The 24,295-nt window shown below is 67.2% G+C and carries 24 protein-coding genes; 3 read left to right on the top strand and 21 right to left on the bottom strand.

All coding sequences use genetic code 11. The features are described from left to right. Positions 1 to 10: 10 nt before the first annotated feature. From EU513_RS06030 to EU513_RS06015, 3 genes are all read right to left on the bottom strand, one after another. On the bottom strand, positions 11 to 613 hold the full coding sequence (locus tag EU513_RS06030) for an HAD family hydrolase (protein WP_129624998.1): 603 nt from the start codon (positions 611 to 613) through the stop codon (positions 11 to 13). A gap of 135 nt (positions 614 to 748) precedes the next feature. Beyond that, on the bottom strand, positions 749 to 2,566 hold the full coding sequence (aspS, locus tag EU513_RS06025; RefSeq protein ID WP_129624997.1) for an aspartate--tRNA ligase: 1,818 nt from the start codon (positions 2,564 to 2,566) through the stop codon (positions 749 to 751). A gap of 427 nt (positions 2,567 to 2,993) precedes the next feature. Continuing rightward, positions 2,994 to 3,371: a YchJ family protein gene (locus EU513_RS06015; protein ID WP_205744684.1), complete on the bottom strand. Its 378-nt coding sequence runs from the start codon at positions 3,369 to 3,371 to the stop codon at positions 2,994 to 2,996. A 79-nt stretch (positions 3,372 to 3,450) separates the two neighbouring features. Between EU513_RS06015 and argG the strand changes: the two genes are divergently transcribed. Both argG and EU513_RS06005 read left to right on the top strand, forming a co-directional pair. Next, positions 3,451 to 4,872 (top strand): argininosuccinate synthase, encoded by a 1,422-nt coding sequence (argG, locus tag EU513_RS06010; protein ID WP_129624996.1) that lies wholly within the window; start codon positions 3,451 to 3,453, stop codon positions 4,870 to 4,872. Between the two features lie 170 nt (positions 4,873 to 5,042). Next, positions 5,043 to 6,551: a peptide MFS transporter gene (locus EU513_RS06005; RefSeq protein ID WP_129624995.1), complete on the top strand. Its 1,509-nt coding sequence runs from the start codon at positions 5,043 to 5,045 to the stop codon at positions 6,549 to 6,551. Between the two features lie 57 nt (positions 6,552 to 6,608). On the opposite strand, the gene EU513_RS06000 is transcribed toward EU513_RS06005, so the two are convergent. The 14 genes from EU513_RS06000 to EU513_RS05935 all read right to left on the bottom strand — a co-directional run bounded on the left by EU513_RS06000 (position 6,609) and on the right by EU513_RS05935 (position 19,369). Further along, positions 6,609 to 7,031, bottom strand: a complete 423-nt coding sequence (locus tag EU513_RS06000) for a hypothetical protein (RefSeq protein ID WP_129624994.1) — start codon at positions 7,029 to 7,031, stop codon at positions 6,609 to 6,611. Then, positions 7,018 to 7,368 (bottom strand): hypothetical protein, encoded by a 351-nt coding sequence (locus tag EU513_RS16635; protein ID WP_168990167.1) that lies wholly within the window; start codon positions 7,366 to 7,368, stop codon positions 7,018 to 7,020. Before EU513_RS16635 ends, EU513_RS06000 begins: the two co-directional genes overlap by 14 nt. Before the next feature lie 17 nt (positions 7,369 to 7,385). Beyond that, positions 7,386 to 8,534, bottom strand: a complete 1,149-nt coding sequence (locus tag EU513_RS05990) for a pyridoxal phosphate-dependent aminotransferase (protein WP_240795941.1) — start codon at positions 8,532 to 8,534, stop codon at positions 7,386 to 7,388. Positions 8,535 to 8,545: 11 nt separating this feature from the next. Continuing rightward, positions 8,546 to 9,196, bottom strand: a complete 651-nt coding sequence (locus tag EU513_RS05985; RefSeq protein ID WP_129624992.1) for an NUDIX hydrolase — start codon at positions 9,194 to 9,196, stop codon at positions 8,546 to 8,548. Positions 9,197 to 9,200: 4 nt separating this feature from the next. Continuing rightward, positions 9,201 to 10,892 carry a CTP synthase gene (locus tag EU513_RS05980; RefSeq protein WP_129624991.1) on the bottom strand — a complete coding sequence of 564 codons (1,692 nt, stop codon included), beginning with the start codon at positions 10,890 to 10,892 and terminating at the stop codon, positions 9,201 to 9,203. 68 nt (positions 10,893 to 10,960) lie between these two features. After that, complete coding sequence (gene murJ / locus EU513_RS05975; protein WP_168990166.1) at positions 10,961 to 12,580, bottom strand: murein biosynthesis integral membrane protein MurJ; 1,620 nt, start codon at positions 12,578 to 12,580, stop codon at positions 10,961 to 10,963. Further along, the gene (locus EU513_RS05970; RefSeq protein ID WP_129624989.1) at positions 12,577 to 13,368 is read right to left on the bottom strand and encodes a hypothetical protein; all 792 of its coding nucleotides are present in this window, start codon (positions 13,366 to 13,368) and stop codon (positions 12,577 to 12,579) included. The genes murJ and EU513_RS05970 overlap by 4 nt, the downstream gene beginning before the upstream one ends. Further along, positions 13,368 to 14,297, bottom strand: a complete 930-nt coding sequence (locus tag EU513_RS05965; RefSeq protein WP_168990165.1) for a copper transporter — start codon at positions 14,295 to 14,297, stop codon at positions 13,368 to 13,370. Before EU513_RS05965 ends, EU513_RS05970 begins: the two co-directional genes overlap by 1 nt. Next, the gene (gene steA / locus EU513_RS05960) at positions 14,294 to 15,472 is read right to left on the bottom strand and encodes a putative cytokinetic ring protein SteA (protein ID WP_129624987.1); all 1,179 of its coding nucleotides are present in this window, start codon (positions 15,470 to 15,472) and stop codon (positions 14,294 to 14,296) included. The genes EU513_RS05965 and steA overlap by 4 nt, the downstream gene beginning before the upstream one ends. 17 nt (positions 15,473 to 15,489) lie before the next feature. Further along, positions 15,490 to 17,193 carry a DNA repair protein RecN gene (gene recN, locus EU513_RS05955; protein ID WP_129624986.1) on the bottom strand — a complete coding sequence of 568 codons (1,704 nt, stop codon included), beginning with the start codon at positions 17,191 to 17,193 and terminating at the stop codon, positions 15,490 to 15,492. After that, positions 17,193 to 18,092: an NAD kinase gene (locus EU513_RS05950; protein ID WP_129624985.1), complete on the bottom strand. Its 900-nt coding sequence runs from the start codon at positions 18,090 to 18,092 to the stop codon at positions 17,193 to 17,195. The genes recN and EU513_RS05950 overlap by 1 nt, the downstream gene beginning before the upstream one ends. After that, complete coding sequence (locus tag EU513_RS05945) at positions 18,089 to 18,904, bottom strand: TlyA family RNA methyltransferase (RefSeq protein WP_240795940.1); 816 nt, start codon at positions 18,902 to 18,904, stop codon at positions 18,089 to 18,091. The genes EU513_RS05950 and EU513_RS05945 overlap by 4 nt, the downstream gene beginning before the upstream one ends. After that, positions 18,901 to 19,128: a hypothetical protein gene (locus EU513_RS05940; protein ID WP_129624984.1), complete on the bottom strand. Its 228-nt coding sequence runs from the start codon at positions 19,126 to 19,128 to the stop codon at positions 18,901 to 18,903. Before EU513_RS05940 ends, EU513_RS05945 begins: the two co-directional genes overlap by 4 nt. Continuing rightward, complete coding sequence (locus tag EU513_RS05935; protein WP_129624983.1) at positions 19,121 to 19,369, bottom strand: hypothetical protein; 249 nt, start codon at positions 19,367 to 19,369, stop codon at positions 19,121 to 19,123. The genes EU513_RS05940 and EU513_RS05935 overlap by 8 nt, the downstream gene beginning before the upstream one ends. Positions 19,370 to 19,451: 82 nt before the next feature. Here EU513_RS05935 and EU513_RS05930 point away from each other — a divergent pair, with 82 nt between their 5' ends. Beyond that, a complete protein-coding gene (locus EU513_RS05930) occupies positions 19,452 to 20,585 on the top strand; it encodes a hypothetical protein (RefSeq protein ID WP_129624982.1) in 1,134 nt (377 codons plus the stop codon). A gap of 160 nt (positions 20,586 to 20,745) precedes the next feature. On the opposite strand, the gene EU513_RS05925 is transcribed toward EU513_RS05930, so the two are convergent. The 4 genes from EU513_RS05925 to EU513_RS05910 form a co-directional block, all read right to left on the bottom strand. After that, complete coding sequence (locus EU513_RS05925) at positions 20,746 to 21,756, bottom strand: HAD-IIA family hydrolase (protein ID WP_129624981.1); 1,011 nt, start codon at positions 21,754 to 21,756, stop codon at positions 20,746 to 20,748. Between the two features lie 15 nt (positions 21,757 to 21,771). Then, a complete protein-coding gene (locus EU513_RS05920) occupies positions 21,772 to 22,185 on the bottom strand; it encodes a single-stranded DNA-binding protein (protein ID WP_129624980.1) in 414 nt (137 codons plus the stop codon). A gap of 108 nt (positions 22,186 to 22,293) precedes the next feature. Next, the gene (locus EU513_RS05915) at positions 22,294 to 23,040 is read right to left on the bottom strand and encodes a lipopolysaccharide assembly protein LapB (RefSeq protein WP_129624979.1); all 747 of its coding nucleotides are present in this window, start codon (positions 23,038 to 23,040) and stop codon (positions 22,294 to 22,296) included. After that, the gene (locus EU513_RS05910) at positions 23,037 to 24,083 is read right to left on the bottom strand and encodes a hypothetical protein (protein ID WP_129624978.1); all 1,047 of its coding nucleotides are present in this window, start codon (positions 24,081 to 24,083) and stop codon (positions 23,037 to 23,039) included. Before EU513_RS05910 ends, EU513_RS05915 begins: the two co-directional genes overlap by 4 nt. Positions 24,084 to 24,295: the final 212 nt, after the last annotated feature.

The raw sequence follows: 24,295 nt of genomic DNA, 5'->3' as shown, positions 1-24,295 counted from the left end.
ACCCGATTCGCTACTGCCGCAGGTCGGGGATGAGCTCCGCTACCTCGCGCCGCAACTCAGCGGCGCCGGACGCCGGATCATGATGCACCGCAACGATGCCCAGCGACCGAGCGCTCTCGATGTTGCTCAGAACATCGTCGACGAAGAGCGCCTCCTGTGCCTCGATGTCCAAGTCGGCGAGTATCGCCTCGAAGAACTCGCGGGACGGCTTCATGTGGCCGATCTCGGATGAGTAGTAGGCACCGTCGACCCGGTCGTCGTACTTGCGCTCGTGGCGCATCAACTCGACCCGGATGTCCTGCTGATTGGTCGCAAGCACGCACCGAACACCGGCCGCCCGTGCGTCGTCGACCACCTGCCAGGCCGGTTCGTCCGCTTCGAAGAGCGACCAGAGAGCCAGCACGTCCTCGACCGACACGGCCACAGGGTGCAGATCGACCAGATCGGCGACGACATCCCGCAGGGAGCGCTCACCGCGCAGCGCCGCGTGCTCGGCCTCGAAGAGAGCGGCGGTGAACTCGGCACCGCCCAGCCGCGACAGCGCGTCGTCCCAGTCGTGGGCAGGGTGCTGGAGCACGCCGTCGCAGTCCCAGAGGATCGCCTTGATCGCCACGTGCTGTCTCCGTTCGTTCGCTGAGCCAGATCTCCGAGGGGCGAACCAGGTTTCGGCGCGCGCGTCCTGCTTCGTCGGACGCGTGGCTCAACCAGCGCCGGCGGTGGGAGCGCGGCGAGCCGCGCTCCCACGCCTTCAACTCTGGTTCGGGTTGACCTCGTCGGCACCTTGCGCCGCAGCCTTCGGCTGCTGCGGCTTGGCGTCGACGCCGGCCTCCTTGCGCTGCGCCGACGTGATCGGTGCCGGTGCCGCGGTCAGCGGGTCGTAACCGCCACCCGACTTCGGGAACGCAATGACCTCGCGGATCGAGTCGGTGCCGGCGAGCAGGGCGCAGATGCGGTCCCAGCCGAAGGCGATTCCACCGTGCGGGGGTGCGCCGAAGGAGAACGCGTCCAGGAGGAAGCCGAACTTCTCCTGCGCGTCTTCCTTGGACAGACCCATCACCTCGAACACCCGCTCCTGAATGTCCTTGCGGTGGATACGGATTGAGCCTCCGCCGATCTCGTTGCCGTTGCAGACCATGTCGTAGGCGTACGCGAGCGCCTCGCCCGGGTCGGTGTCGAAGCTGTCGAGGTACTCCTTCTTCGGCATGGTGAACGCGTGGTGCACGGCGGTCCACTTGCCGGAGCCGACGGCGACGTCACCGGAGGCGACGGCGTCCGCGGCCGGTTCGAACAGCGGGGCGTCGAGCACCCACAGGAACGACCAGGCTGATTCGTCGATGAGGCCGCAGCGCTTGCCGATCTCCAGACGAGCCGCGCCGAGCAGGGCGCGCGAACTCTTGACGTCGCCGGCGGCGAAGAAGATGCAGTCGCCCGGCTTGGCTCCCACATGCGCCGGCAACGCTGCCTTCTCGGCGTCCGAGAGGTTCTTGGCGACCGGTCCGGTGAGCTCGCCGTCCTGCTGCAGCAGCACGTAGGCAAGGCCCTTGGCGCCGCGCTGCTTGGCCCAGTCCTGCCATGCGTCCAACTGACGGCGGGGCTGCGAGGCTCCGCCGGGCATGACAACCGCACCGACGTACGGTGCCTGGAACACGCGGAAGGTGGTGTCCTTGAACAGGTCGGTGCACTCGACGAGTTCGTTGCCGAAGCGCAGGTCGGGCTTGTCCGAGCCGTACTTGGCCATCGCGTCGGCGTAGGTCATGCGCGGGAACGGCGTCGGCAGTTCGACGCCGATGACCTTCCACAACGCCTTGGCGATCGCCTCGCCGAGTTCGATGATGTCGTCCTGTTCGACGAAGCTCATCTCGATGTCGAGCTGGGTGAACTCCGGCTGACGGTCGGCGCGGAAGTCCTCGTCGCGGTAGCAACGTGCGATCTGGTAGTAGCGCTCCATGCCGGCGACCATGAGCAGCTGTTTGAACAACTGCGGGCTCTGCGGCAGCGCGTACCAGCTTCCCGGCGCCAGGCGTGCGGGCACCAGGAAGTCGCGAGCGCCCTCAGGGGTGGACCGAGTCAGGGTCGGCGTCTCGATCTCGACGAAGTCGCGCTCGGCAAGCACGGCGCGGGCGGCGGCGTTCACCTTGGAACGCATGCGGATGGCGTTGCCCTGTGCCGGACGACGCAGGTCGAGGTAGCGGTGCTTGAGGCGAGCCTCCTCACCGACGGTGACTCGTTCGTCGATCTGGAACGGCAGCGCGGCGGACTCGCTGAGCACCTCGATCTCCTCGGCGACGACGTCGATCTCGCCGGTCGGCAGCTCGGGGTTGACGTCCTTCGCGTCGCGCCGCTGCACGGTGCCGACGACCTTGATGCAGTACTCGTTGCGCAGGTCGTGCGCGCTGCCGGTGAGCACCTCGTCGCGGGCGACGACCTGGACGACACCGCTGGCGTCGCGCAAGTCGATGAAGGCCACACCACCGTGGTCGCGGCGACGCCCGACCCATCCGGTGAGGGTGACGGTCTGTCCGGTCTCCGCCGCGCGCAGCGTGCCGGCCTGATGAGTACGAAGCATGTTCGTTCCTTTCGGTCGGGTCCTCACCGAAGGAACTGCGGGGATCCGCGGTTCCTGGCGAGGAACGGCGGCCCGGGAGGTGTGGGCGGGGGCCAGATCGCGGTGCCACCACACCTTCGCCGGGCAGATCGCCCGGCCTCTCGTCGGTACGCCGGACGCGCGGTTCGAGGCTGACCTTGCGGCCCGGCGGATCGTCACTCCGTCACCTCGAACGCTCTCAATGCTAGGGCAGCACGCGAATGGACGCGAACCGGTTCCTGCCCATCCGGCCGGTACAGGCTTTACCTGCCGCTCACCCCACTGCCGGTCCGTCGCGCGCAGAAATTTCTACGACCAGAGCCAGTGCCTCTGGTTGACCGACTCCGCGCGTCTGAGCGTCCTTCAGTGCGGTGACATCTGGCGCCAGGAGTCCTGTGGACGGACGCCCTCAGCCTTCGTCGGAGAGGTAGAACCAGCGTCCGGCGCGGCGTGCGAAGGTGCTGCGTTCGTGCACCAGACCGCCCTTGTGGGTGGCGGTGAACTCGACGACGCCGGTTTCGTCGTCCGGGCCACCGTCGACCGTTTCGTGAACCGTGAGGCCTGTCCATTCGGTCTCCGGGTCGACCGTCACCGGGTTCGGTCGCGTCTTGGGATGCCATGTGCGCCAAAGGTGTTCGCGGTTGCCGTAGAAGTAGGCGGTGTACCGCGAGCGCATCAGCTCCTGCGCGGTCGTCGCGAGCCGGTCGGTGGACAGCAACGGGCCGCAGCACGCGTCGTAGGGCAGCAGCGAGCCACACGGACACATCGGGCAGTGCAGATCGGTCATCTGCCCAGTGTGGACCCCGCGCCCTCCACGAATCGGACGTGGCACCGCCCACATCGGGCGACCTCCTACGATGACGACCGTGTCGAAAGTCTTGAACTCCCTTCCTGTCGGTGAACGTGTCGGCATCGCCTTCTCGGGCGGTCTGGACACGTCGTGTGCTGTTGCCTGGATGCGTGCCGGAGGCGCCGTTCCGTGCACCTACACGGCCGATCTCGGCCAGTACGACGAGACGGACATCGAGTCCGTGCCCGGGCGTGCGACGCAGTACGGCGCCGAGGTGGCTCGTCTGGTCGACTGCAAGCGCCTGCTCGTCGAAGAGGGCCTCGCGGCCATCGCGACCGGTGCATTCCACATCCGCTCTGCGGGCCGTACGTACTTCAACACCACTCCCCTGGGCCGCGCGGTCACCGGCACCTTGCTGGTACGTGCGATGCAGAAGGACGGCGTGTCGATCTGGGGTGACGGATCGACGTACAAGGGCAACGACATCGAGCGGTTCTACCGCTACGGGCTGCTCGCCAACCCGGCCTTGCGCATCTACAAGCCGTGGCTCGACCACGACTTCGTGACCGAGCTCGGCGGACGTCACGAGATGTCGGAATGGCTTGTCGCACACAACTTCCCGTACCGCGACAGTGCCGAGAAGGCGTACTCCACCGATGCGAACATCCTGGGCGCCACGCACGAGGCGAAGAAGCTCGAGCACCTCGACACCTCGATGGAGATCGTCGAGCCGATCATGGGCGTCGCGTTCTGGGACGAGTCGGTGAAGATCGACACCGAGGACGTCACGATTCGTTTCGAGCAGGGCCGGCCGGTGTCGATCAACGGCACCGAATTCGGTGACGACGTCGTCGCGCTCATGCACGAGGCCAACACCATCGGTGGCCGACACGGTCTGGGCATGAGCGACCAGATCGAGAACCGCGTGATCGAGGCCAAGTCACGCGGCATCTACGAGGCGCCGGGTATGGCGCTGTTGTGGATCGCCTACGAGCGTCTGGTCAACGCCATCCACAACGAGGACACCGTCGCCGCGTTCCACAACGACGGACGCCGCCTGGGCCGTCTGCTGTACGAAGGCCGCTGGTTCGATCCGCAGTCGTTGATGCTGCGCGAGGGTCTGCTGCGTTGGGTCGCCTCCGCCGTCACCGGCGAGGTCGCGCTGCGCCTGCGCCGCGGTGAGGACTACTCGATCGTCGACACCAAGGGTGAGAACTTCAGCTACCACCCGGACAAGCTGTCGATGGAGCGCACCGAGAACGCCGCGTTCGGTCCGGTCGACCGCATCGGCCAGCTCACGATGCGCAACCTGGACATCGCCGACACCCGCGCGAAGCTGGAGTTGTACGCCTCGCAGGGCGCACTCCCGCAGCGCGAGACAGATCTGGTCGGCGAGTTGAAGCCCGGTGGCGCACAACAGATCTCGTCGAACCCGTTCGCGGGCAGCGACGATGACGAAGCGCTCGACCGCGCGGCGTTCGACCTCGGAACCGACTGAGCGCCCCGACGCACTACCGTCGAACGGCCCCGCCACGCACCAACGGCGGGGCCGTTCGCTGTTCTCGACGGAGAGACGAATCATGAACACGCCCTCCGACATCGTGCTGGTTGTGAACCGAGCACTTTGCGATGCTGAGGGGTCCGATACATCACCTGTGAGGAGTCCTCATGTCCCAGGCGGCATCAGCGCCGGACAGCCCTGAGCGCACTTTCCTCGGTCACCCCCGAGGGCTTGGGACAATTTTCAATGTCGAACTGTGGGAACGCTTTTCGTACTACGGGATGCGCGCCATCCTGCTGTACTACCTGGTCGACACGGTCGCCGACGGCGGTCTCGCGGTCGATGAGACGCTCGCCGCGGCAGTCGTCACGATCTACGGTGCTGCGGTCTACCTGTTGTCGATCATCGGTGGGTGGGCGGCCGACCGAGTCATCGGCGCACGCCGGGCGGTCCTGTTCGGCGGACTCATCATCATGGCCGGGCACCTCTGTCTCGCGATGCCGGCAGCAGCCTTCTCCTGGCTGGGAATCGCCCTGGTCGCACTCGGCACCGGCCTATTGAAACCGAACACGGCGTTGATGGTCGGCCAACTGTACGGCGACCGTGACCCCCGTCGGGATGCCGGCTTCTCGATCTTCTACATGTCGATCAACATCGGCGCGTTCTTCTCCCCTTTCGTGGTGTCGTTCCTGAAAGACCGCTGGGGCTACCACGCCGGCTTCGCCGCTGCGGCTGCCGGCATAGCGATCGCCCTGGTGCTGTTCGTCCTCGGACGCCGATCGGTCGCCGGCGAGAGCGACGTCGTCCCAAACCCGTTGCAGCCACATGAGCGCAAGCGGGTGCCACTGATGCTGATCGGCGCGGTTGCCCTTGTCGCTCTTCTCGTCGTTGTCGCTCGGTTGTGGCGCGACGACACCCTCGAGGCCGTCATCGATGCCATCTCGATCCTGTCGATCAGTGCGTCCATCGCGTACTTCACGGTGATGTTCCGCAGCCCGAAGGTCAGCGAACGGGAGCGCACCCACCTGTGGGCATACATGCCGATGTGGCTGGCCGCGGTGTTCTTCTGGATGATCTTCGAGCAGGCCGCCGGCAAGCTCGCCGCGTTCGCGGACACGCGTACCGACCTCGACTCGCTCGGCTTCACGTTCAAGGCCGAGTGGTTCCAGTCGGTCAACCCGGTGACGATCATGATTCTGTCCGCGCCGATCGGAATGCTGTGGGCCCGCCGGGCCGGACGCTTCCCGTCGACGCCGACGAAATTCGCGATGGGCGTCGTTCTCGCTGGTCTGTCGTTCATCGTGATGGCTTGGGGCAGCGCGCAGTACGAAGGTCCCACCGCTCCGGTATTCCTGCTGATGAGCGTGTTCGTCGTCCAGACGATCGGTGAACTGTGCCTGTCCCCCGTCGGACTGTCGGCGACCACGACGCTGGCTCCCGCTGCGTTCGCCGGTCAGGCGATGGCCTTGTGGTACCTGTCGTCCGCAACGGGTCAGTCGTTGGCCGCGCAGTTGATCCAGGCGATGGGCGGACTGTCCGACACGACGTTCTACCTCGTGCTCGGTGCCATGGCGATCGCCGTCGGTGCGCTGTTGGCGCTCATTTCCCCGATGGTGCACCGCAAGATGAGGGACGCCGAACCGGACGCGCAGCACAAGGCGGCGGCTCACGCCTGAGACCCCGCGTGGTTCGCCTCGGAGCACCGGCCCGTCCGCAGGTGCTCCGAGGCGGCGTCAACTGGCCAGTTCGTCTTCGAAGACGCACTCGTCATATCGGGTGACCTCGTCGTCGGTAGCCAGGTAGCAGCCGATCAGGCGGTCGCCGAAGGTCTGCGCAATCCACTGTTGCCATCGCAGATCCGCAGGTCCGAGATGCGGCGAACCGAGCCGCCCGCGTGCGAACAACAGACATCCACCGATCTCGTCCAGGAAGTCCCGCAGGAAATCCATCAACACCCAGGGCGGTTCGTCCGCGTCGGCGGGCACGTCGTTGATCGCGACCGGCTGCAGCAGCCGTTCGTTCTCGTCGAGCACGAGGAAGGTGATCGAACCGCGGTCCCGGTCCTCGAAGCTGACGAGCAGATCGATCACGTCGGCGACGTCGGAATCGGTGACCGGTGCATCGCTCCAGTCGTCTTCAAGGTCATGGAAACTCATGCCGAGCACAGTGGACCCGTTCTGTCGTCGGTGCCGGTTTCCACAGACAGTTCTCGTTGGTCCACAACGACCGATCAGAGTGCCGCGTTTGTGGTATCACGGCGTGCAGGTGCCGGCGACGGATCAGAGGCCTTCGGTGGTAGCCCGCTCGAGTCCGCCGGAAGGTGGCCTGCCAATCGTCCGGAGTGAGCGGGCAACCCTGTGGACGCAGGTCGGGCCGCGAGCGGATCGAGTGCAGCAGGTCGACGGGGAACACCCTCCACGGGGTCGGCTGCCTTCGGGCGAAGACCGCTGCAAGAGTGCTCTTTCCCGCGCTCGACCGACCGTTGAGCAGCACCTCGCCCGGCCATGGTTTCAGACCACCGCGGCCAGTCGGTCGAATGCCTGGTCGAGTTGCTCGGTCGACCCGCAGAACGACAGACGCATGAAGCGGTGACCGTCGACCGGATCGAAGTCGATGCCCGGTGCCAGCGCGACGCCGGTGCGGTCGAGCACGTCCAGGCACCACTGCTGGGAATCGTCGGTCAGGTGGCTGATGTCGCAGTACGCGTAGAAGGCGCCGTCCGGCGGGGCGAACGAGGTCACACCCAATTCGGGAAGTCGCCGTAACACCAGGTCCCGGTTGCGTGCATAGCGCTCGACGTGGCCGACGAGTTCGGTCTCCGACTCCTGCGCGAACGCAGCCACAGCGCCCGCCTGTGAGATCGCCGGCGCACAGATCGACAGGTTGCCCTGCAACAGTTCGACCGGGCGAACCAGACTGTGCGGCAACAGATTCCAACCCAGACGCCAGCCGGTCATCGAATGGAACTTGCTCACCGATCCCATCACGACGGCGTTTCGCGACGTCTGCCAAGCGGTCGATGTCGGTCGCCCGAAGCTGATGCCGTGATAGATCTCGTCCGACAGCAACAGCACGTCGTTCGCCTCGCACCACAGCGCGATCGTGGCCAACTCGGCAGCGTCGATGATCGTGCCGGTCGGGTTGGCCGGACTCGCGATGATCAGCCCGTCGATCGGTTGCTCCAGCGATTCGAGCTGTGCCACCGAAGGCTGGAAGCGCGTCTCGGGTCCGCACACCAATTCGACCGGCTCGCAGCCCAGTGCGCGGACGGTGTTGCGATAGGCCGGGTAGCCCGGACGAGTCATCGCGATCCGATCCCCCGCCTCGAACGCTGCCAGCAGCACCGTACTGAAGCCGCCCGAGCTGCCGTTGCTGACCACGACCTCGTCCGGATCGACCTCGACTGCGTAGTGCCGTAGGTAGTGCCCACTGATGGCCGTGCGCAGTTCGAGCGTGCCCTTCGCCTCGGTGTAGCCGAGCGTGTGCGTGTCGAGCACCCGTTCCACCTCCCGCCGCACCGGATCGGGTGCGGACGTGGAGGGCTGACCGACGCAGAGCATGATCGCGTCGCCGTGAGTCTGCTGGCGACGGGTGGCGGCGGCGACCAGCTCCATCACATGGAACGGCGGGACCTGACCTCGACTCGAAACCCTTTGCACGGCAAGCTCTTTCAGCGGTACACCGGATGAGCCGGCCAAGGAGCGTCCGCCGGACGCAGACCCGAGTAGTCTCCCGCCAAGCGTGCAGCGGCAAGCACACCCGCGATCGCGACCGCGTTGTGCACCCGTCCTTCGAGGGCGGCGTCGGCAACCTCGCTCAACGGCGCCCAGCCCGTCGGCATCTCGTGCTCCTCGCCCTCACGGACGAAGTCGTCCAGCACCGATGGGAAGACGTCCCGTGCGAGAAAGATGCGGATGTTCTCGGAGTTGCCGCCCGGCGAGGTGAACAGGTCGAGCAGCACCGACCAGTGTTCGGCACCGAGCTCGGCTTCTTCCGCGAGCTCCCGGACGGCGGCAGCGTGCGGGTCCTCCCCCGCGACGTCGAGCAGACCCGCGGGGATCTCCCAGTCGTAGGTGCCGACGGGGTGCCGGTACTGCTGAATGAGCAGCACCTCTTCGGCTCCGGGTTCACCGCGTAACGCCACGACCGCCACCGCGCCGGTGTGTTGCACGTAGTCGCGGCTGACCTCTCCGGCATCACCGAGATCGACCCGGTCGGTGACGACGTTCCAGACATGGCCGTGGAACGCTTCGCGCCGAGAGACCACCGGCGCGGGTTCGATACGGTCGGCGATTCCCGAGGGCAGGAGCTCGTGCGTCATCAGGTCAGTTCGACTGTGCCGCAGCGTCTTCGGGCGTGCGCGGCCGCTCGACCTCGACCAGCCGTGAGGCCCGCTGCTGATCGATCGCCGCACCGATGAGACCGGCGAACAGCGGGTGCGCTCGGTTCGGACGCGACTTGAACTCCGGGTGCGCCTGCGTCGAGACGTAGTACGGGTGCACGTCCTTCGCCAGTTCGACGAATTCGACCAGCCCCCACTCGGGGTGGGTTCCGCTGATCACGAGTCCGGCGTCCTTCAACTGCTGGACGTACTCGGTGTTGACCTCGTAACGGTGCCGGTGCCGCTCGGTCGCCGTGGTGGAGCCGTAGGCATCGGCCACGACCGAACCCTCCAGCAGTGCAGCCTCCTGTGCGCCCAGGCGCATGGTGCCGCCAAGGTCTCCTGCACCCTCGACGAAGTTCTTCTGCTCCTCCATCGTCGCGATGATCGGGGTCTTGGTGTCGGGGTCGAACTCGCTCGACGACGCGTCGGCGATGCCGGCGACGTTGCGCGCGTACTCGATGACCATGCACTGCAGGCCCAGGCAGATACCGAGAGTCGGCACACCCTTCTCACGGGCCCACTTCAGCGCGCCGAGCTTGCCGTCGATCCCCCGCACCCCGAACCCACCGGGCACGAGCACCGCGTCGACACCTCCGAGCTCCTTCTGCGCACCGGCATCGGTGGCGCAGGAGTCGCTGGCGACCCAACGGATCTTCACGCGCGCGTCGTGGTGGAAGCCGCCGGCACGCAACGCCTCGGTGACCGAGAGATAGGCGTCCGGTAGATCGATGTACTTACCGACCAGCGCGACCTCGACCTCGTGCTCGGGGCTGTGGACGCGGGTGAGCAGGTCGTTCCACGAGGTCCAGTTGACGTCACGGAACGGAAGGTCAAGGCGGCGGATGACGTAAGCGTCCAGACCTTCGCCGTGGATCACCTTGGGGATGTCGTAGATGCTCGGGGCATCGACGCACGCGGCGACGGCTTCCTGGTCGACATCGCACATGCGGGCGATCTTGTTCTTGATCGAGTCGGGAAGCTCCCGATCTGCCCGCAGCACAAGCGAATCGGGCTGAATACCGACCTGACGAAGGGCAGCGACCGAGTGCTGGGTCGGCTTCGTCTTCAGTTCACCGCTGGGTGCCAGGTAGGGCACGAGCGAGACGTGCAGGAAGAACACGTTGTCGCGTCCGACGTCCTGCCGCACCTGACGGGCTGCCTCGAGGAAGGGCAGCGACTCGATGTCGCCGACGGTGCCACCGATCTCGGTGATGATCAGGTCGACATCCGGGCCGGCCTGGGCGCGCATCTGCGCCTTGATCTCGTTGGTGATGTGCGGAATGACCTGGACGGTGTCGCCGAGGTACTCACCGCGCCGCTCCTTGGCGATGACCTGGCTGTAGACCTTGCCGGTCGTGACATTCGCGCTACCGGCGAGGTTCACGTCGAGGAAGCGCTCGTAGTGTCCGATGTCGAGGTCGGTCTCGGCTCCGTCGTCGGTCACGAAGACCTCACCGTGCTGGAACGGGTTCATCGTTCCCGGGTCGACGTTGATGTACGGATCGAGCTTCTGCATCGTGACCCGAAGGCCGCGAGCGCCGAGCAGGTGACCGAGGCTGGAAGCCGTCAGACCCTTACCGAGAGAGGAGGCGACGCCTCCGGTAACAAAGATATGCTTCGTCTGGTCCGCCACGGGCTGCCAGTCTACGCAGATGGTTCACCGGGTGCGACACCGGCACACGATCGACTCGCTGCCAACGCTCAGGAGCCTCCTGCGCGGCCCAACGCACCGACCCAGCCGCGCATGGTCGGCCGGTCGATCGTCCACATGGCTCCCACGAACGTGGCCATGGCCACCAGTCCGACCAGCACACTGACCGCAGTCGCCCCGGCCAGGGTGTCGGTCAGTCCTGCGCACAGACGTCCGAGGCCCAAGCCGGCGAGGGCGGACAACAACCCGGCGAGAAACGCCCGGACCCATGATCGGATCGTCGTTGCGAGCTCAAGGTCCGGCCAGTCACGCCGGACCAACGCCACGAGAGCTGCGGCGGCCGCGGTCATCCCCAGGGACGAGCACAGCCCGAGTACGACGAGGGTACGCGCGGAATCCAGGTGCACGCCGTGCAGGAATGCGAACGGCAGGACGCCCGCGACGAGCCAGCCGATACCCACCGCCATCCCCGCCGCCACAGCCGCGCCGCGCGCGTAGAGTGCACGGCTGAGCAGAGCGATCAGGCTGAACCCGACCAGTCCTGGCGCGTACGCGGCGAGCGCGGGCGTGAGCGCACGCACCGAGGCCGGCCGGGCGTCGAGCGCTTCGAAGAAGGCCCCGGCCGGACCGGAGACCGCGATCAGAGCAGCGGCACCGAGGATCGCCGCCGCCCCGACGAGTGGCAGCACTCGGCGCAGCACGGACGACCCTTCGGTGCCGCTGAGTCGCGGAAACGCGGCGGTGGCGATCGGCACCGCGAGCAGCGCGTACGGCAGGAGGTAGAGCGCCTGGACGTAGTTGTAGACGTTGACGGCACCGGTGTCGCCACGGTCGTTGGCCAGGGCGATAGTGGCAAGCACGGCAATTTGTTGGGCCACGAGAGCGATCATCCCCGCACCCGCCAATTGCCGGGCCCGGGCAGCGACACCTTCGGGGAATCGCACTGTGGGCCGGAGCCGAATACCCGCTCGCAGTATCGGGATCAGCAGCGGCAGGCTGAGCATCACGACGCCGAGAGTGGTGCCTCCGGCAAGGATCCAGCGGACGCCGTCGTCCGTCCCCAGCACGACGCCGGGTCGGGCTTCGTACCTGTTCGGGTCACCGGCCGCACCGTAGACCAGGTAGGCGGCGATCACGACCAGGCTGGACAACAGCGGTGCGACCGCTGCCGCGACGAAGCGTCGGTGCGCCTGCAGTACTCCCGCCAGCACGATGCCGACTCCGTAGAGCAGCACCTGTGGCGCGAAGACCACCAGCATCGTCGCGGTGAGGTTCGACAGCGTGCCCTCGCATCGAGTACCCGCTCCGCCGGCGAGGGCCGATGCGATCGGACCGGCGAGCAGCCCCAACAAAACGGCGAGAGGCAGCAGAACCACGACGGCCCAGGTCAGCAGCGCCGACGAGATGCGATCGGCCTGATCGCGATCGCCTCTCTCGACCGCGGACGCCACCAGCGGCACCACCACCGCCGCGAGCGCCCCACCGGCAGTGACCTCGTAGAGGACGTTGGGCAGTTGGTTCGCGGTGGCGTACGCCTGGCCGACGCAGCTACCACCGATCTCCTTGGAGAACACCAACCAGCGTCCGAACCCGGTGATCCGGCTGGCCAGGGTGACGGCCGCGATCGCACCTGCAGCACCGAGAAGCGTCCCGGTCCGCCGCGGACTCACGTCGATCTGCCCCACTGATCGATCGCGTGCAGCACCGGGTGGGCATCGATCACCCGGGAGAAGCTGACCTTCTCCGAACTCAACATCAACGCGACGACGCCGGCAGCGGCCACGAGCCGGCCGCGCGTTCCGAGGTGTCGTGCCCAGGCAGCACCCAGCACGGCGCCCAAGGGGTTGCTGCCGGTGTCGCCCATCATCGAGTGACCGGCGAAGTCATGCCGCGCGACGACGGCCCCTGACGTGATCGGCACGACCGCGAGCTCCGGGTCGATGAACAGCAAGGGAAGGTCGGCGAGTAGCGCGACCTTGAGCGCTCGTCCGGGCCGTAGGTCGAACAGGTTCATCAGGTTCGCCGAACCGGCGATGAGGACGGCGGCTGCCGGTGTCCCGATCGGACGCAGTCGGCCACGGTCCATCAGCAAGGCGGCGAGGACGGCGGTGCCGCCGATGCCGAGGATCTTCAGGGCGCCGGTGGTGACCTCGCCGTGCAGCAGCCCGGCGACATGCCCCTTCAACCCGCGCCTGTCGGCCGACCCGGCCACATCGTCCACGAGACCGAACGCACCCGATCCCACCGCGACGAGTGCCAGCACCGGATCGACCATCGCCGCGCCGGACAGGCCCGCGATGATCGCCGGGCCTTCGATCAGTGTGACGTCGTCGCCACGGAAGTTCTTGCGCGACAGGCGTTCTCGGACGGCGGGAAGACGGTGCAGCAGCGAACGCGTACCACCCGTGAGCGCTGCGGAAAACACGGCCGAGCGAACGCAGGTAGCGGTCGAAGCCATCACTGCGCCTCGGCGGACGGCTCCACCTGCGGCATCATCGCCGACGCATCCCGGCCCATGCCGTACTGCCCCGACCTGCCGGCGAGTTCGTCGCGCAGGCAGAGCCCGACGGCGACCTGACCGATGGCGAGCGAGCCGTTGTCGACGGTGCTCATCACCGAGACGACATCAGGGGTGTCGCGCAACCGGGTCATAAGGGCATCCGGGGACAGGCCGTCGTTGGTGGACGCGGAGCCGCTGGACACCCCGACCACGGCATCGACCGAGATGCCGAGGCCGGAGACCACGGCGGCCCACCGCTTCGCCTGGCCGTCCTTGTCCACCATTCCCGGCCACACCACGACGATCGCGGACGCTGCCGGACCGTCGGACGGTTCGACCGTGGTGGCATCGCTGTCGGCGAGCTTGTCGAGGACACCTCGCGCACCGGCGTCCCCGCGCGTCAGCGCGCGCGCCAACACAGCTCCACCGAGCCGGTCGGCCTTCACCGACCTCGGGTCGAGAGCCACCTTCGCGGCGTAGTCACGCATCGTGGCCGAGTCGGCGTAATCGGATCCGGTCCACTTGTCGTCGAGAGTGACGGTCGTGGCGACCTTCCCGTCACTGTCGGTCACCGTCCTGCGGACCTTGGTGATCAGGCTGTCATCGACCCCGGGAAGCACCACGATCGCGACCTGCCGTCCGGTGAGCTTTCCTGCCAACAGACTCGGTGCGAGTTGCGCCACTCCGTCGTCGCGCTTCTTGCTGGACGCGTTGCCCTGATTGACCTGGTTCTGCAGCTCGGCCTTGTCCTTGCGCAGCGACACCACCTGGCCGTTGAGCTGGTCGGCCACCTCGCCGCGCAAAGAGAACCCGCCGATGATGATGCCGGTCGCGAGCGCGAGGAAGACCGCGACCAACGACACGACGTGATACCGGAAATCAATCACTGAAAGAGCCCCTCGAGCCAGGAGTAGAAGGTGTCCCAGCGCGCACCGATGATCTGGTAGAACGCTTGTCCGGCAGGGGTCGACAACATCGCGACCAGCAGCGCGATCAGTCCCGCGACGACGAGCACAGCCAAGGACGGCCAGCCGATGCTGGAGCGATACAACCTGCTCACGCCCTTCGCATCGACCAATTTGCTGCCGACCCGCAGCCGGGTCAGAAAGGTGCTGGCCATACCGGCACGACCCTTGTCCAGGAACTCGACCAGGGTGGCGTGGGTACCGACGGCGACGATGAGATCGGCGCCGGCGTCATCGGCGATGAGCATCGCGATGTCCTCGCTGGTGCCGGTCGCCGGGAACACCACGGCGTCGTCGATGCCGAGCTCCTCGACCCGGGAAAGGCCCGGAGCGCGTCCGTCGCGGTAGGCGTGCACGACAAGCTCGGCGCCGCTGCGCAGTGCTTGATCACTGACCGAGTCCATGTCGCCGACGATCATGTTGGGCTTGTGGCCGGCCTCCAGGATCGCGTCGGCGCCACCGTCGACTCCGATGAGCACCGGTCTGAAGTCGCGGATGTATGGCTTGAGGATCGCCAGATCCTCCTTGTAGTGGTAGCCGCGGACGACGATCAGCACCGGTTTGCCGTCCATGTCGGTGCGGATGTCGGGCAGACCGATGCCGTTCAGCAGCAGGTCACGCTCCTGCTCGAGGTACTCCATCGTGTTGCCGGCGAACGCCACGATCTGCTCGGACAGGCCCTCGCGGGCCTCCTGCATCGCCTGCTCGACGATCTCAGGAGTCATCAGTGTGCCGGAGGCGATCGTCTCGTCGTCGACCATGAACGTGTCATCGACCAGGCGTCCGGTGCTGCCTTCGGTGGCCGCCGTCATCACTGCTTCACCGACACCGTCGAGCAACGGGATACCGGCGTCGACCAGGATCCCCGGTCCGACGTTCGGGTAACGACCGGTGGACGACTTCGCCGCGTTCACGACGGCACTCGGCCGGCACGCGACCAGCGCCTCGGCACTCACCTTGTCGATGTCAGCGTGGTTGATGACGGCGATGTCGCCCGGCCGCAGCCGCTTGGTGAGGTCCTTCGTGCGAGGGTCCACCTGCACCCGGCCACCGGTGCGTTCCGGGGCCGCGTCAGACCGCTGGAGTGGGTTCCTCACCCGCACATCGTGCCAGGTCAACGGCTCGAAGCCCGGGAGGTGGCCACCTGGGCGAGGAGATCATCGACGTGCGCCAACGCGGCTGGGCTGTCGCTGACACCGCCCAGCATGCGGGCCAGTTCACGCCGGCGGCGGTCACCCTCGACGACCGCGACGTCGCTGACGGTCACGTGTCCGTCGTCCTGCTTGTGCACAACCAGGTGCTGGTCGGCGTACGCAGCCACCTGCCCCAGATGGGTGACCACGATGACCTGAGCGTGCTGGGCCAGCGCCTTGAGCCGCGCCCCGATGTCGAGCGCCGCGGAACCGCCGACGCCTGCGTCGACCTCGTCGAAGATGAAGGTCGGCACTCCTCCGGCTGCGGTCACGACCTCGATCGCCAACATGACCCGCGAAAGCTCACCACCGGATGCCGCCTTGGACACCGCGCGTGGCTTTGCGCCCTTGTTCGCGGCGAGTTGGATCTCGACGTCGTCGATACCGCTGGAGCTGTACTCCCCCGGCTTCGCGGTGACCTGCACGCTCACCTTCGCCGAACCCATCGCGAGATGCGCAAGTTCGGCGGACACCTCTTTGCCGAGCTTGACCGCGGCTTTGCTGCGCTGGGAGCTGAGTTCCCTTGCCGCTTCGGCGAGTTCGTTCTCCAGCGCCTGCGACCTCAAGGTCAGGTCCTCGATCCGCTCGTCCGAGGACGCCAGATCGTTGCTCTCCTGCGCCGCCTGCGCGGACCACGCCAGCACTTCGTCGACCGAACGTCCGTACTTGCGCAGCAACGTGTTGAGGGCAGCGCGACGTTGTTGCACCTGCTCCACACGGGCCGGGTCTGCGTCGAGGTTCTGTACATACCCCTGAATGTCGGCCGCGAGATCGGTGAGCTGGACGCTGAGGTCGTCGAGCCGGACGCGCAGATCGCGCAGGACCGCGTCATGTTCGATGCCGCGCGCGAGGGACGCGGATGCCTGGCCGAGCAGGGTCAGGGCGCTGCGGTCGTCCAGGTCGTCGCTGCCACTGATCGCTTCGTGAGCGCCGCCGGCGGCGAGCATCAGGGCGTCCAGGTGCTCCAGACGCGACGATTCCTCGGCGAGGGCGACGTCCTCCCCCGGTTGCGGGTCGACGGCCTCGATCTCCTCCAGCGCCGTCGTCAATTGGTCGAGGCGCATCGCCCGGTCGCGCGCCTTGGTGGTCAGTTCGTTCAGTTCGCGACGTACCTGTTGACGTCCGACGTACACGGTCGCGTACCGATCGCCAGCCTTACGCAGCGGCGCGCCACCGAAGTCGTCCAGCACTGCGCGGTGCTGGTCGGGGCGCTGCAGGCGCCATTGATCGGATTGTCCGTGCACGGCGACGACGAGTTCGCCGATCTCACCGAGCACTCCCACGGGTGCGTTGCGGCCGCCCACCCATGCTCGCGAGCGGCCACCGTCGGCCACCGATCGAGCAAGCAGTAGTTCTCCCTGGTCGACCTCTCCGCCGGCTTCCAGCGCGCGTTCGACAGCGGCATGTTCCGCGGGAAGTTCGAGCACCCCTTCGACGACCGCGGAGGAAGCGCCTTCGCGCACCAGGGCTGCAGTCGCGCGTCCGCCGAGCAGCAGGCCGAGCCCTTGGACGACCATCGTCTTGCCGGCACCGGTCTCGCCGGTGAGCACATTCAGGCCGGGCGCGAAACGCAGCGTCGCATCATCGATCACACCCAAGTCGCGGATGCGAATCTCCTTGAGCATCAACGCACCTCGCGCGCGCCACGCCAACCGTGCACGGAAAGATCGAACTTGGCCACCAGACGGTCGGTGAACGGGGCCTCGGCCAAGCGAGCCAGGCGCACCGGAACTGGGCTGCGCCGCACCGCTATCCGTGCACCCTCGGGGAGGTCGAAACTACGCCGACCGTCGCACCAGACGACCGCGCGGCCCGGCGAACCGGCGACCATCTCCACAGCGACACGGACGTCATGGCTCAGCACAAGCGGACGGGCGAACAGAGCGTGCGCCGAGATCGGGCACAGCAGAAGCGCTTCCACGCCAGGCCAGACCACCGGACCCCCGGCCGAGAATGCGTAAGCCGTGGAACCGGTGGGGGTACTGATGACGACACCGTCGCAGCCCCAGGTCGACAAGGGTCGACCGTCGATCTCGATGACCAGTTCGATCATTCGCTCCCGGGAAGCCTTCTCGACCGATGCTTCGTTGAGCGCCCAACTGTTCCAGACGACTTCTCCGTCCACCGTCACGTCGACCTCGAGGGTTTCGCGCTCCTCGACCGTCCATGACCGTGACACGATCCGCTCGACGGTCTCGTGGATGTTGTCGCGCTCGGCCTCGGCGAGGAAACCGACATGTCCCAGGTTGATCCCGAGCAGCGGCGTGCCCGCAGCTCGCACGGTCTCCGCGCTGCGCAGGATCGTGCCATCACCACCGAGCACGACGGCGAGCTCACAACCCTCGCCGGGCAAGCCGGCCTGCGGCACCACGTTCGGTCGGTCGAGCACACCGAACGCGCGAAGCTCCTCCTCGTCGCCGGTGATCTCGATGTCGTGAACTGCGAGCTCCTCGACCAGTTCGCAAGCTGTCTGTCGGGCCTGCTCGCGACCGGGGTGCCCGCTCAGCAGGACGCGGCGGGTCATGCGGTCTCCTGCTCGATAGTGGTCACGAAGGCCGCCTGTGCGGCCTCGTCCATCTTGCCTTCCGTGGACCGCCTCGCCCACAGCAGGTACTCGTGGTTTCCACCGGTGCCGGCGACCGCGCTGCGAACCAGGCCACACACGTGCAGTCCGGCCCGGCCGGTTGCCATGAGTACTTCGCGGACGGCGCGAGCGCGTTCGCCGGCGGATCGGACCACCCCGCCGTGGCCGAGCCGTTCGCGACCGACCTCGAACTGCGGTTTCACCAAGGCGATCAGCTCACCGTCGTGCGTCATCAGTCGCGCGAGGTCAGCGAGGACCAAGGTCAAGGAGATGAAGCTGAGATCGGTGACAACAAGGTCGGCGGGACCTCCGATCGTCGCCGGGTCGAGCCCGCGGACGCTCACCCCACTGTGGTCGTTGACCCGTTCGTCGTCACGCACCACCGTCGCCAACTGGTCATGACCGACATCGACGGCTTCGACCTGCACAGCGCCGCGTGACAGCAACACCTGGGTGAACCCACCCGTCGATGCGCCGACATCGATGGCGCGTCGCCCGGAGGGGTCGAGGGCGAAGGTGTCGAGCGCGCCGAGCAGCTTGTGAGCGGCGCGGCCTACCCAGGGATCGATCTCGCCGCTCACACCCAGTTCGACGGATTCGTCCACCTTCACCGACGGTTTCGTGATCAGGTCACCGTCGGCGTGGACTCGTCCGGCCAGAACGAACTCCCTTGCCACAGCGCGCGATCGAGCAAGCCCGCGGGACACGAGCGCCTGGTCGACGCGTTCGGCGTCGCTCACCGGCGGGTTCACCGCTCGATGCTCGACAGCTGTCGCCGCAGGGTGTCGTGCGCCGAACTCAACGTCGCGATCTGCTGATCGAGGTCGATCTGTACGTCGTCGGCTTCGCTGTACTCGGCAGTTGATGAGGGACTCGGCAGCTCACGAACTGCGGACATCGCCGCCTCGACCTCGGTCGCGCCACGCTCTGCGGCGGGCGCGACCGGGCCGGGCTTGGGAACCGTCGGTTCAGACATCCGCGGGCTTGGTGGACTGCTCGGTCTGCGCGTCGGTGTTCACTGCCGGAGCCTCGTCGGCCTGCGAGGTGGACTCGGCCACCTTCGCCGGCTCCACGGACTCGGCCGTCGACTTCGCCGGCGCTGCCGCGGACTCGGTGGTGGTCGGTGCGTCCTGCTCCACAACCGCGGTCGACGGCGTGGCCACCGAGGACGGGGTTGCCGGCGCGGCGGGGGTCACCCCGGCCGACTCGACACCCACCGTGGTCTCGGTCGCGCTCGGACGGGTCTCGTCCTTCGTGGCGGTAGACGGAGCCTGAGCAGGTGCGGACGGCTTCGGTGTCGTGCTCTTCGCCGTGTCGGACGTGGGCGTAGTCGCTGCCGTCTTGGTGGGCGTAGTCGCTGCCGTCTTGGTGGAGGCAGCCGACTTCGTCGTGGTGCCGGACGGCGACGACGCAGTCTTGCTCGGGCTCGCCTCGGTGGTCGATGCCGTGGTCGTCGTTTTTTTGGCCGGCGTCGACTTCGACGTGGTCGTCGTCTTCTTGGCCGGCGTCGACTTCTTGGCCGGCGTCGACTTCGACGTGGTCGTCGTCTTCTTGGCCGGCGTCGACTTCGACGCGGTCTTATTCGACGGGGTGGACTTCGACGGGGTGGACTTCGTGGTGCTCGTCTTCGCCGGGGTCGATGTGCTGGCCGACTTCTTCGCGGCGGACTTCTTCGTCGCCGTCTTCTTGGTCGCGGTGGCCTTCGCCGGAGTCGACTTGGTGGTGGACGCCTTCTTCGCCGGGCTCGCCTTGGCGGCCGTCTTCTTGGCCGCGGCGGTGGTCTTGGTCGGAGACGACTTCGACGCGGTCTTCGCAGCTGCAGACTTGGTAGCCGGCTCCTTGGCCGAAGCCGACTTCGACGCCGCCGTCGTCTTGACCGTGCCGGTCGCCTTCGTCGTGGCGGACTTCGCGGTGCTCTTCTTCGCCGCCGGAGCAGACTTCGCCGCAGCGGTCTTGTTCGCCGAGGACGCCGTCGACGGGGTGGACTTCGACGGGGTGGACTTCGTGGTGCTCTTCTTCGCCGGAGCCACCTTCGCGGTGGCCGAGGTCGTTGCAGCCTTACGGACGGCAGCACGCGAGGGCGTAGCCGTCTTCGTTGCCTCGGCCGTGGCCGAACGCGAGGGAACGGGATCGGGGGCAGTAGTCGGCTTCTCGGTCTTCGGACCACGACCGGGCACTACCCGCGCGGCACTGCGAGCCCCGGTGGTGGCCAAACCGGCAAGGGTCGCGGTGCCTCCTGCCAGGCCTGAACGCAACGAGCGGACCTCCTTGCTCAGGCGGTCGATCTCCTGCTGGGCGTTACCGAGCTCGGAGAGGGTCGACAAACCGACCTTCTCGAGCTGGCCGCTGATCTCTGCCTGGACTGTCTGGCGGATCAGTTCACGGTTCGCAGCGGCGGCTGCGATCAGTTCGTCGGCGAGTGCCGAAACCTGACCGACCGGCTTGTCCATCCCGGTTGCGCTGACGAGGGTCTGCGCCGCCTCCATCGCCTTGGCACGGGTCAGTTCGCCTGCGCCGGAAAGGATTTGCAGTGCTGCACGCACGCTGTCGAGAGCCATGGCCACTCCTGATCGGGGAAAGTCTTCGTACCAGACTACTTGCTCGTTACCCAGCAGTTCACTGCCTTCGCCGAGTCGATCCGACCCGTGTCGACAGCCTCCCAGAGAACGGCCAACGCAAGGCGTAGACGCTCCTGCGAATCGTCGGTTCCTTCGATTCGCAGCCTCGGTCCCGAGGCATCGTCATCGAGGTGGGCACGCGCCGAGCCGATGCTCCAACTGCCCGAATCCTGTCGCGGTTCGGTGTAATTCTGGTCGAGGGCGCGGAGGTCTTCAGCGACGAAGCGCGGTCGAAGCTCGGCCGGAGCGGCGATCAGATCGGCCGGTCCGTGCACTCCCGTGAGCACGTGGAGGCAGTCCATCCCGGCTGCTGCCGCGCCGGCGACGTCGGTCTCCAACCGGTCACCGACCCCGAGCGTTTTCTCGGGCGCCACACCGAGTATCTCGGCTGCCATCGTGTACATCAGCGGCCCCGGTTTACCCACGACGTCGGGATCGCGGTCGACGGCGGCACGCACCGCGGCCACGAGCGATCCGTTACCCGGTGCCGTACCCAGAGCCGTGGGCAGAGTCAGGTCGGTGTTCGTCGCCACCCAACGCGCACCGCCCTGGATCGCGTACGCCGCGTCGGCGAGATCCTGGGCCGTGACCTGCGGACCGTAACCCTGCAGCACCGCAGCCGGTCGCTCCTTCGGATGACCAGTCGCCACCTCGAATCCCTTGTCCACCAAGGCGATCCGGACACCCTCACCACCGACCGCCAGAACAAGCGAATCCTGCCCGATCTCCTGAGCCAGGAAAGCTGCACCCGCCATGGAACTGTTGACGACCGCGTTGTCGTCGAGGGTGAGGCCGAGATCGCGGAGGTGCTCAGCGACCTGTGCCGGTGGTCGGGAGGCATTGTTCGTCGCGTAGGCCACCTTCAGGCCGGCGGAGCGGGCCGCCTCCACCGCTGTGATCGCGTGCGCTACCGGTTCGGGGCCGCGATAGATCACCCCATCGAGATCGAAGACCAAGGCATCGTAGGAGTCCCGCAAGCTCGTCATTCGGTCATTGTCGCCTCACCCGGTCATGATGGAACGACCGGTACGCACCCGCATCGCCTCCAGTTCCATCCGCACCATCGCGCCGGCGTCGACCCGGCGGACGCGGCGGCGCATCGCTCCCAGCACCTCGACGGCTTGGCCTTCGCGCAATCTGCACGCAGCTTTGCGTGTCGACGCGGTGAAACAGTTGACCTCGAAGACGTCATACCTGGGGCTTCTACTCGAGCGTCGTGCCGAAGCCGGTCGCTCCACCGACACCCGCAGGACGACGAGTTCGTCCCCGCTCGGCATCTGACGAACCTGCGGGTCGCTTTGCACGGTGCCCACGATTCGAACCTCGTTGACGGCTGTCACCGAGGGCTGTAGTCCCTTGGCGGCACCTCGAGTGGTCTTCTCGGCCGAATTCGGCGTCGCCTTCTGTGCTGGCATGTCCAGCCTCCTCTCCTGATGACCAGACGATCGCCGGCCGGAGGGAGAAAACAAACGTCCCGCACCTGTCGTGTGGACAAGCGCGGGACGTCGAAGGGGCTGTGGAAATCAGTCCTCGCGACCGGACACCGGATCGGAGCCGTCCGCGTGAGCGGGGTCGTCCGACTCCGGCAGTTCGTCGTCGTCCCAGTCGTCGCCGAGGAGATCGACCAGCTCGATGCCGTCCAGTTCCGCGAGGCGTTCATCTGCGTCGGTCAAGCCGTCTTCGTCGGCAGTGGCGGCGCGCGAGAAGTACTCACGTGCTTGCTCTTCGTCGCCGCCGGCCAGAAGTGCCTCGGCGTACGCGTAGAGCAAGCGGGCGGCCCACGGCTGCCGACCGGCCTTGTCGAGTGCGGGAATTCGCAGTCCGATCAGCGCGGCGTCCGGCTGACCCATGTCACGACGCACACCGGAGACCACGATCGCGAGTTCGATGGCGTCGTCCTGAGCCAGTCGCTTGGCCTCGGGCGAGGCCGCGAGGTCGAGCGCCCGATCGAACCGGCCGAGTCCACGCTCGCAGTCGACCATGTACGGCAACAGGTGGTCCGACCCGGACAGTCGACGCGCTGTCTTGAACTCCCGTAGTGCGTCGGTGAACTCACCCCGCCGGTAACGGACAAGACCCAGGGCCTCACGGACGGCAGGCACCCGTCCGGCGCGGCGGGCAGCGTGCTCGGCGTGGTCGAGTGCCTTGTCGGGGTCGTCCTCGAGCACGATCGCCGTCGCCGCAAGGTGAGCGGCGACTCCTTCGGCGTTCTCCACGGTGAGCGTTCGCAGTTGTTGCCACACACTGCGGTCGAGTTCCTTACCGGTCACGCCTTCAGGCAGGGCCGGCTCCCGACGGCGGTCACGACGAGCGTGATCGTCGAGGCCACGGTCCCAACTGCGCGGGCCTCCCTCGGGACGTGCTTCCTCCGGACGCTGCTCGCGGTCGTCACGGCGGTTGTCGCGTCTGTCATCGCGGCGGTCGTTGCCTCGTCCGCCCCGGCGGTCGTCCGGACGCGAGTCGCGGCGAGCACCATCGCGGAACGGGCGATCGTCTCTGCGGGGACCGCCGCCGAACGAACGTGCGGCAGCATCGCCACTGCGCTGGGAGCCACCGCGGTCATCCCGACGGCGGTCGCCCTGCCGTTCATCACGACGATCGTCGCGCCGGCCGTAGCTGCGACCCTCACCCTGTTTCCTGAAGTCGGAGTCACCTCGCGACCCGCGGTCGTCGCGACGCTCGAATCCACGCCGCTCTCCGCCACGGTCATCACGTCGGTCATCACGTCGGTCATCACGTCGGTCATCGCGTCGATCTGCGTCGCGACTCTGGCGTCGATCGTCCCGCTGGTATCCAGCACGCCCCTGACCACTACGGTCATCACGACGCTCGAACCGTCCGCCGCCACCGGCACCGCCCCGGTCGTCGCGCTGGTAGCCACCTCGGCCCAGGTCGCGACGGTCATCCCGGCCGCCGTCGGAGCGACGGTCATCCCGGCGCTCGAAACGTCCGCTGTCCCCTGAGCCGCCTCGGTTTTCGCGCTGCTGGTACCCGCCGCGCGATCCGCGGTCGTCGCGGCGCTCGGATCCGGGCCGCCGGCCGCCGCGGTCATCGCGTCGATCGCCCCCACGGCTCGCGCCTCGATCGTCACGCTGATAGTCGCCGCGCCCCTGGTCACGACGGTCATCCCGGCGATCGCCGCCACGGTTGTCGCCACGGTTGTCGCCACGGTTGTCGCCACGGTTGTCGCCACGGTCGTCGCGTCGAGGACCGAAACCGGAGCCACCACCCGCACCACGGGAACCGGCGCGGTTGTCATCGCGCCATCCGCGTCCTTCCGAGCGACTGCTTTCAGCCCGATCGGATCCTCCATCGGAACCGCCGGCTCGGGACCACCGCTCCGACCGGCCTTCGCCCTGCTGGTCGTCCTTCTCGGGTCGCTCGTCAGCCACTACGTCTCCTCGGATCGAGATCATTCATCGGGTACAGGCGTGCTGATCAGTGTCCCACGCGCATACAAAAAAATTGGAGGGTCGTCCCCGACAGGTCTGTGACCCATTACGGGGACAACCCTCCAATTGAGGT

It is taken from the genome of Yimella sp. RIT 621 (assembly GCF_004146205.1).
Taxonomy (GTDB): Bacteria; Actinomycetota; Actinomycetes; order Actinomycetales; family Dermatophilaceae; genus Yimella; species Yimella lutea.
Note: the sequence above shows the minus strand (reverse complement) of the source record. Positions and strands in the feature narration are given on the sequence as shown.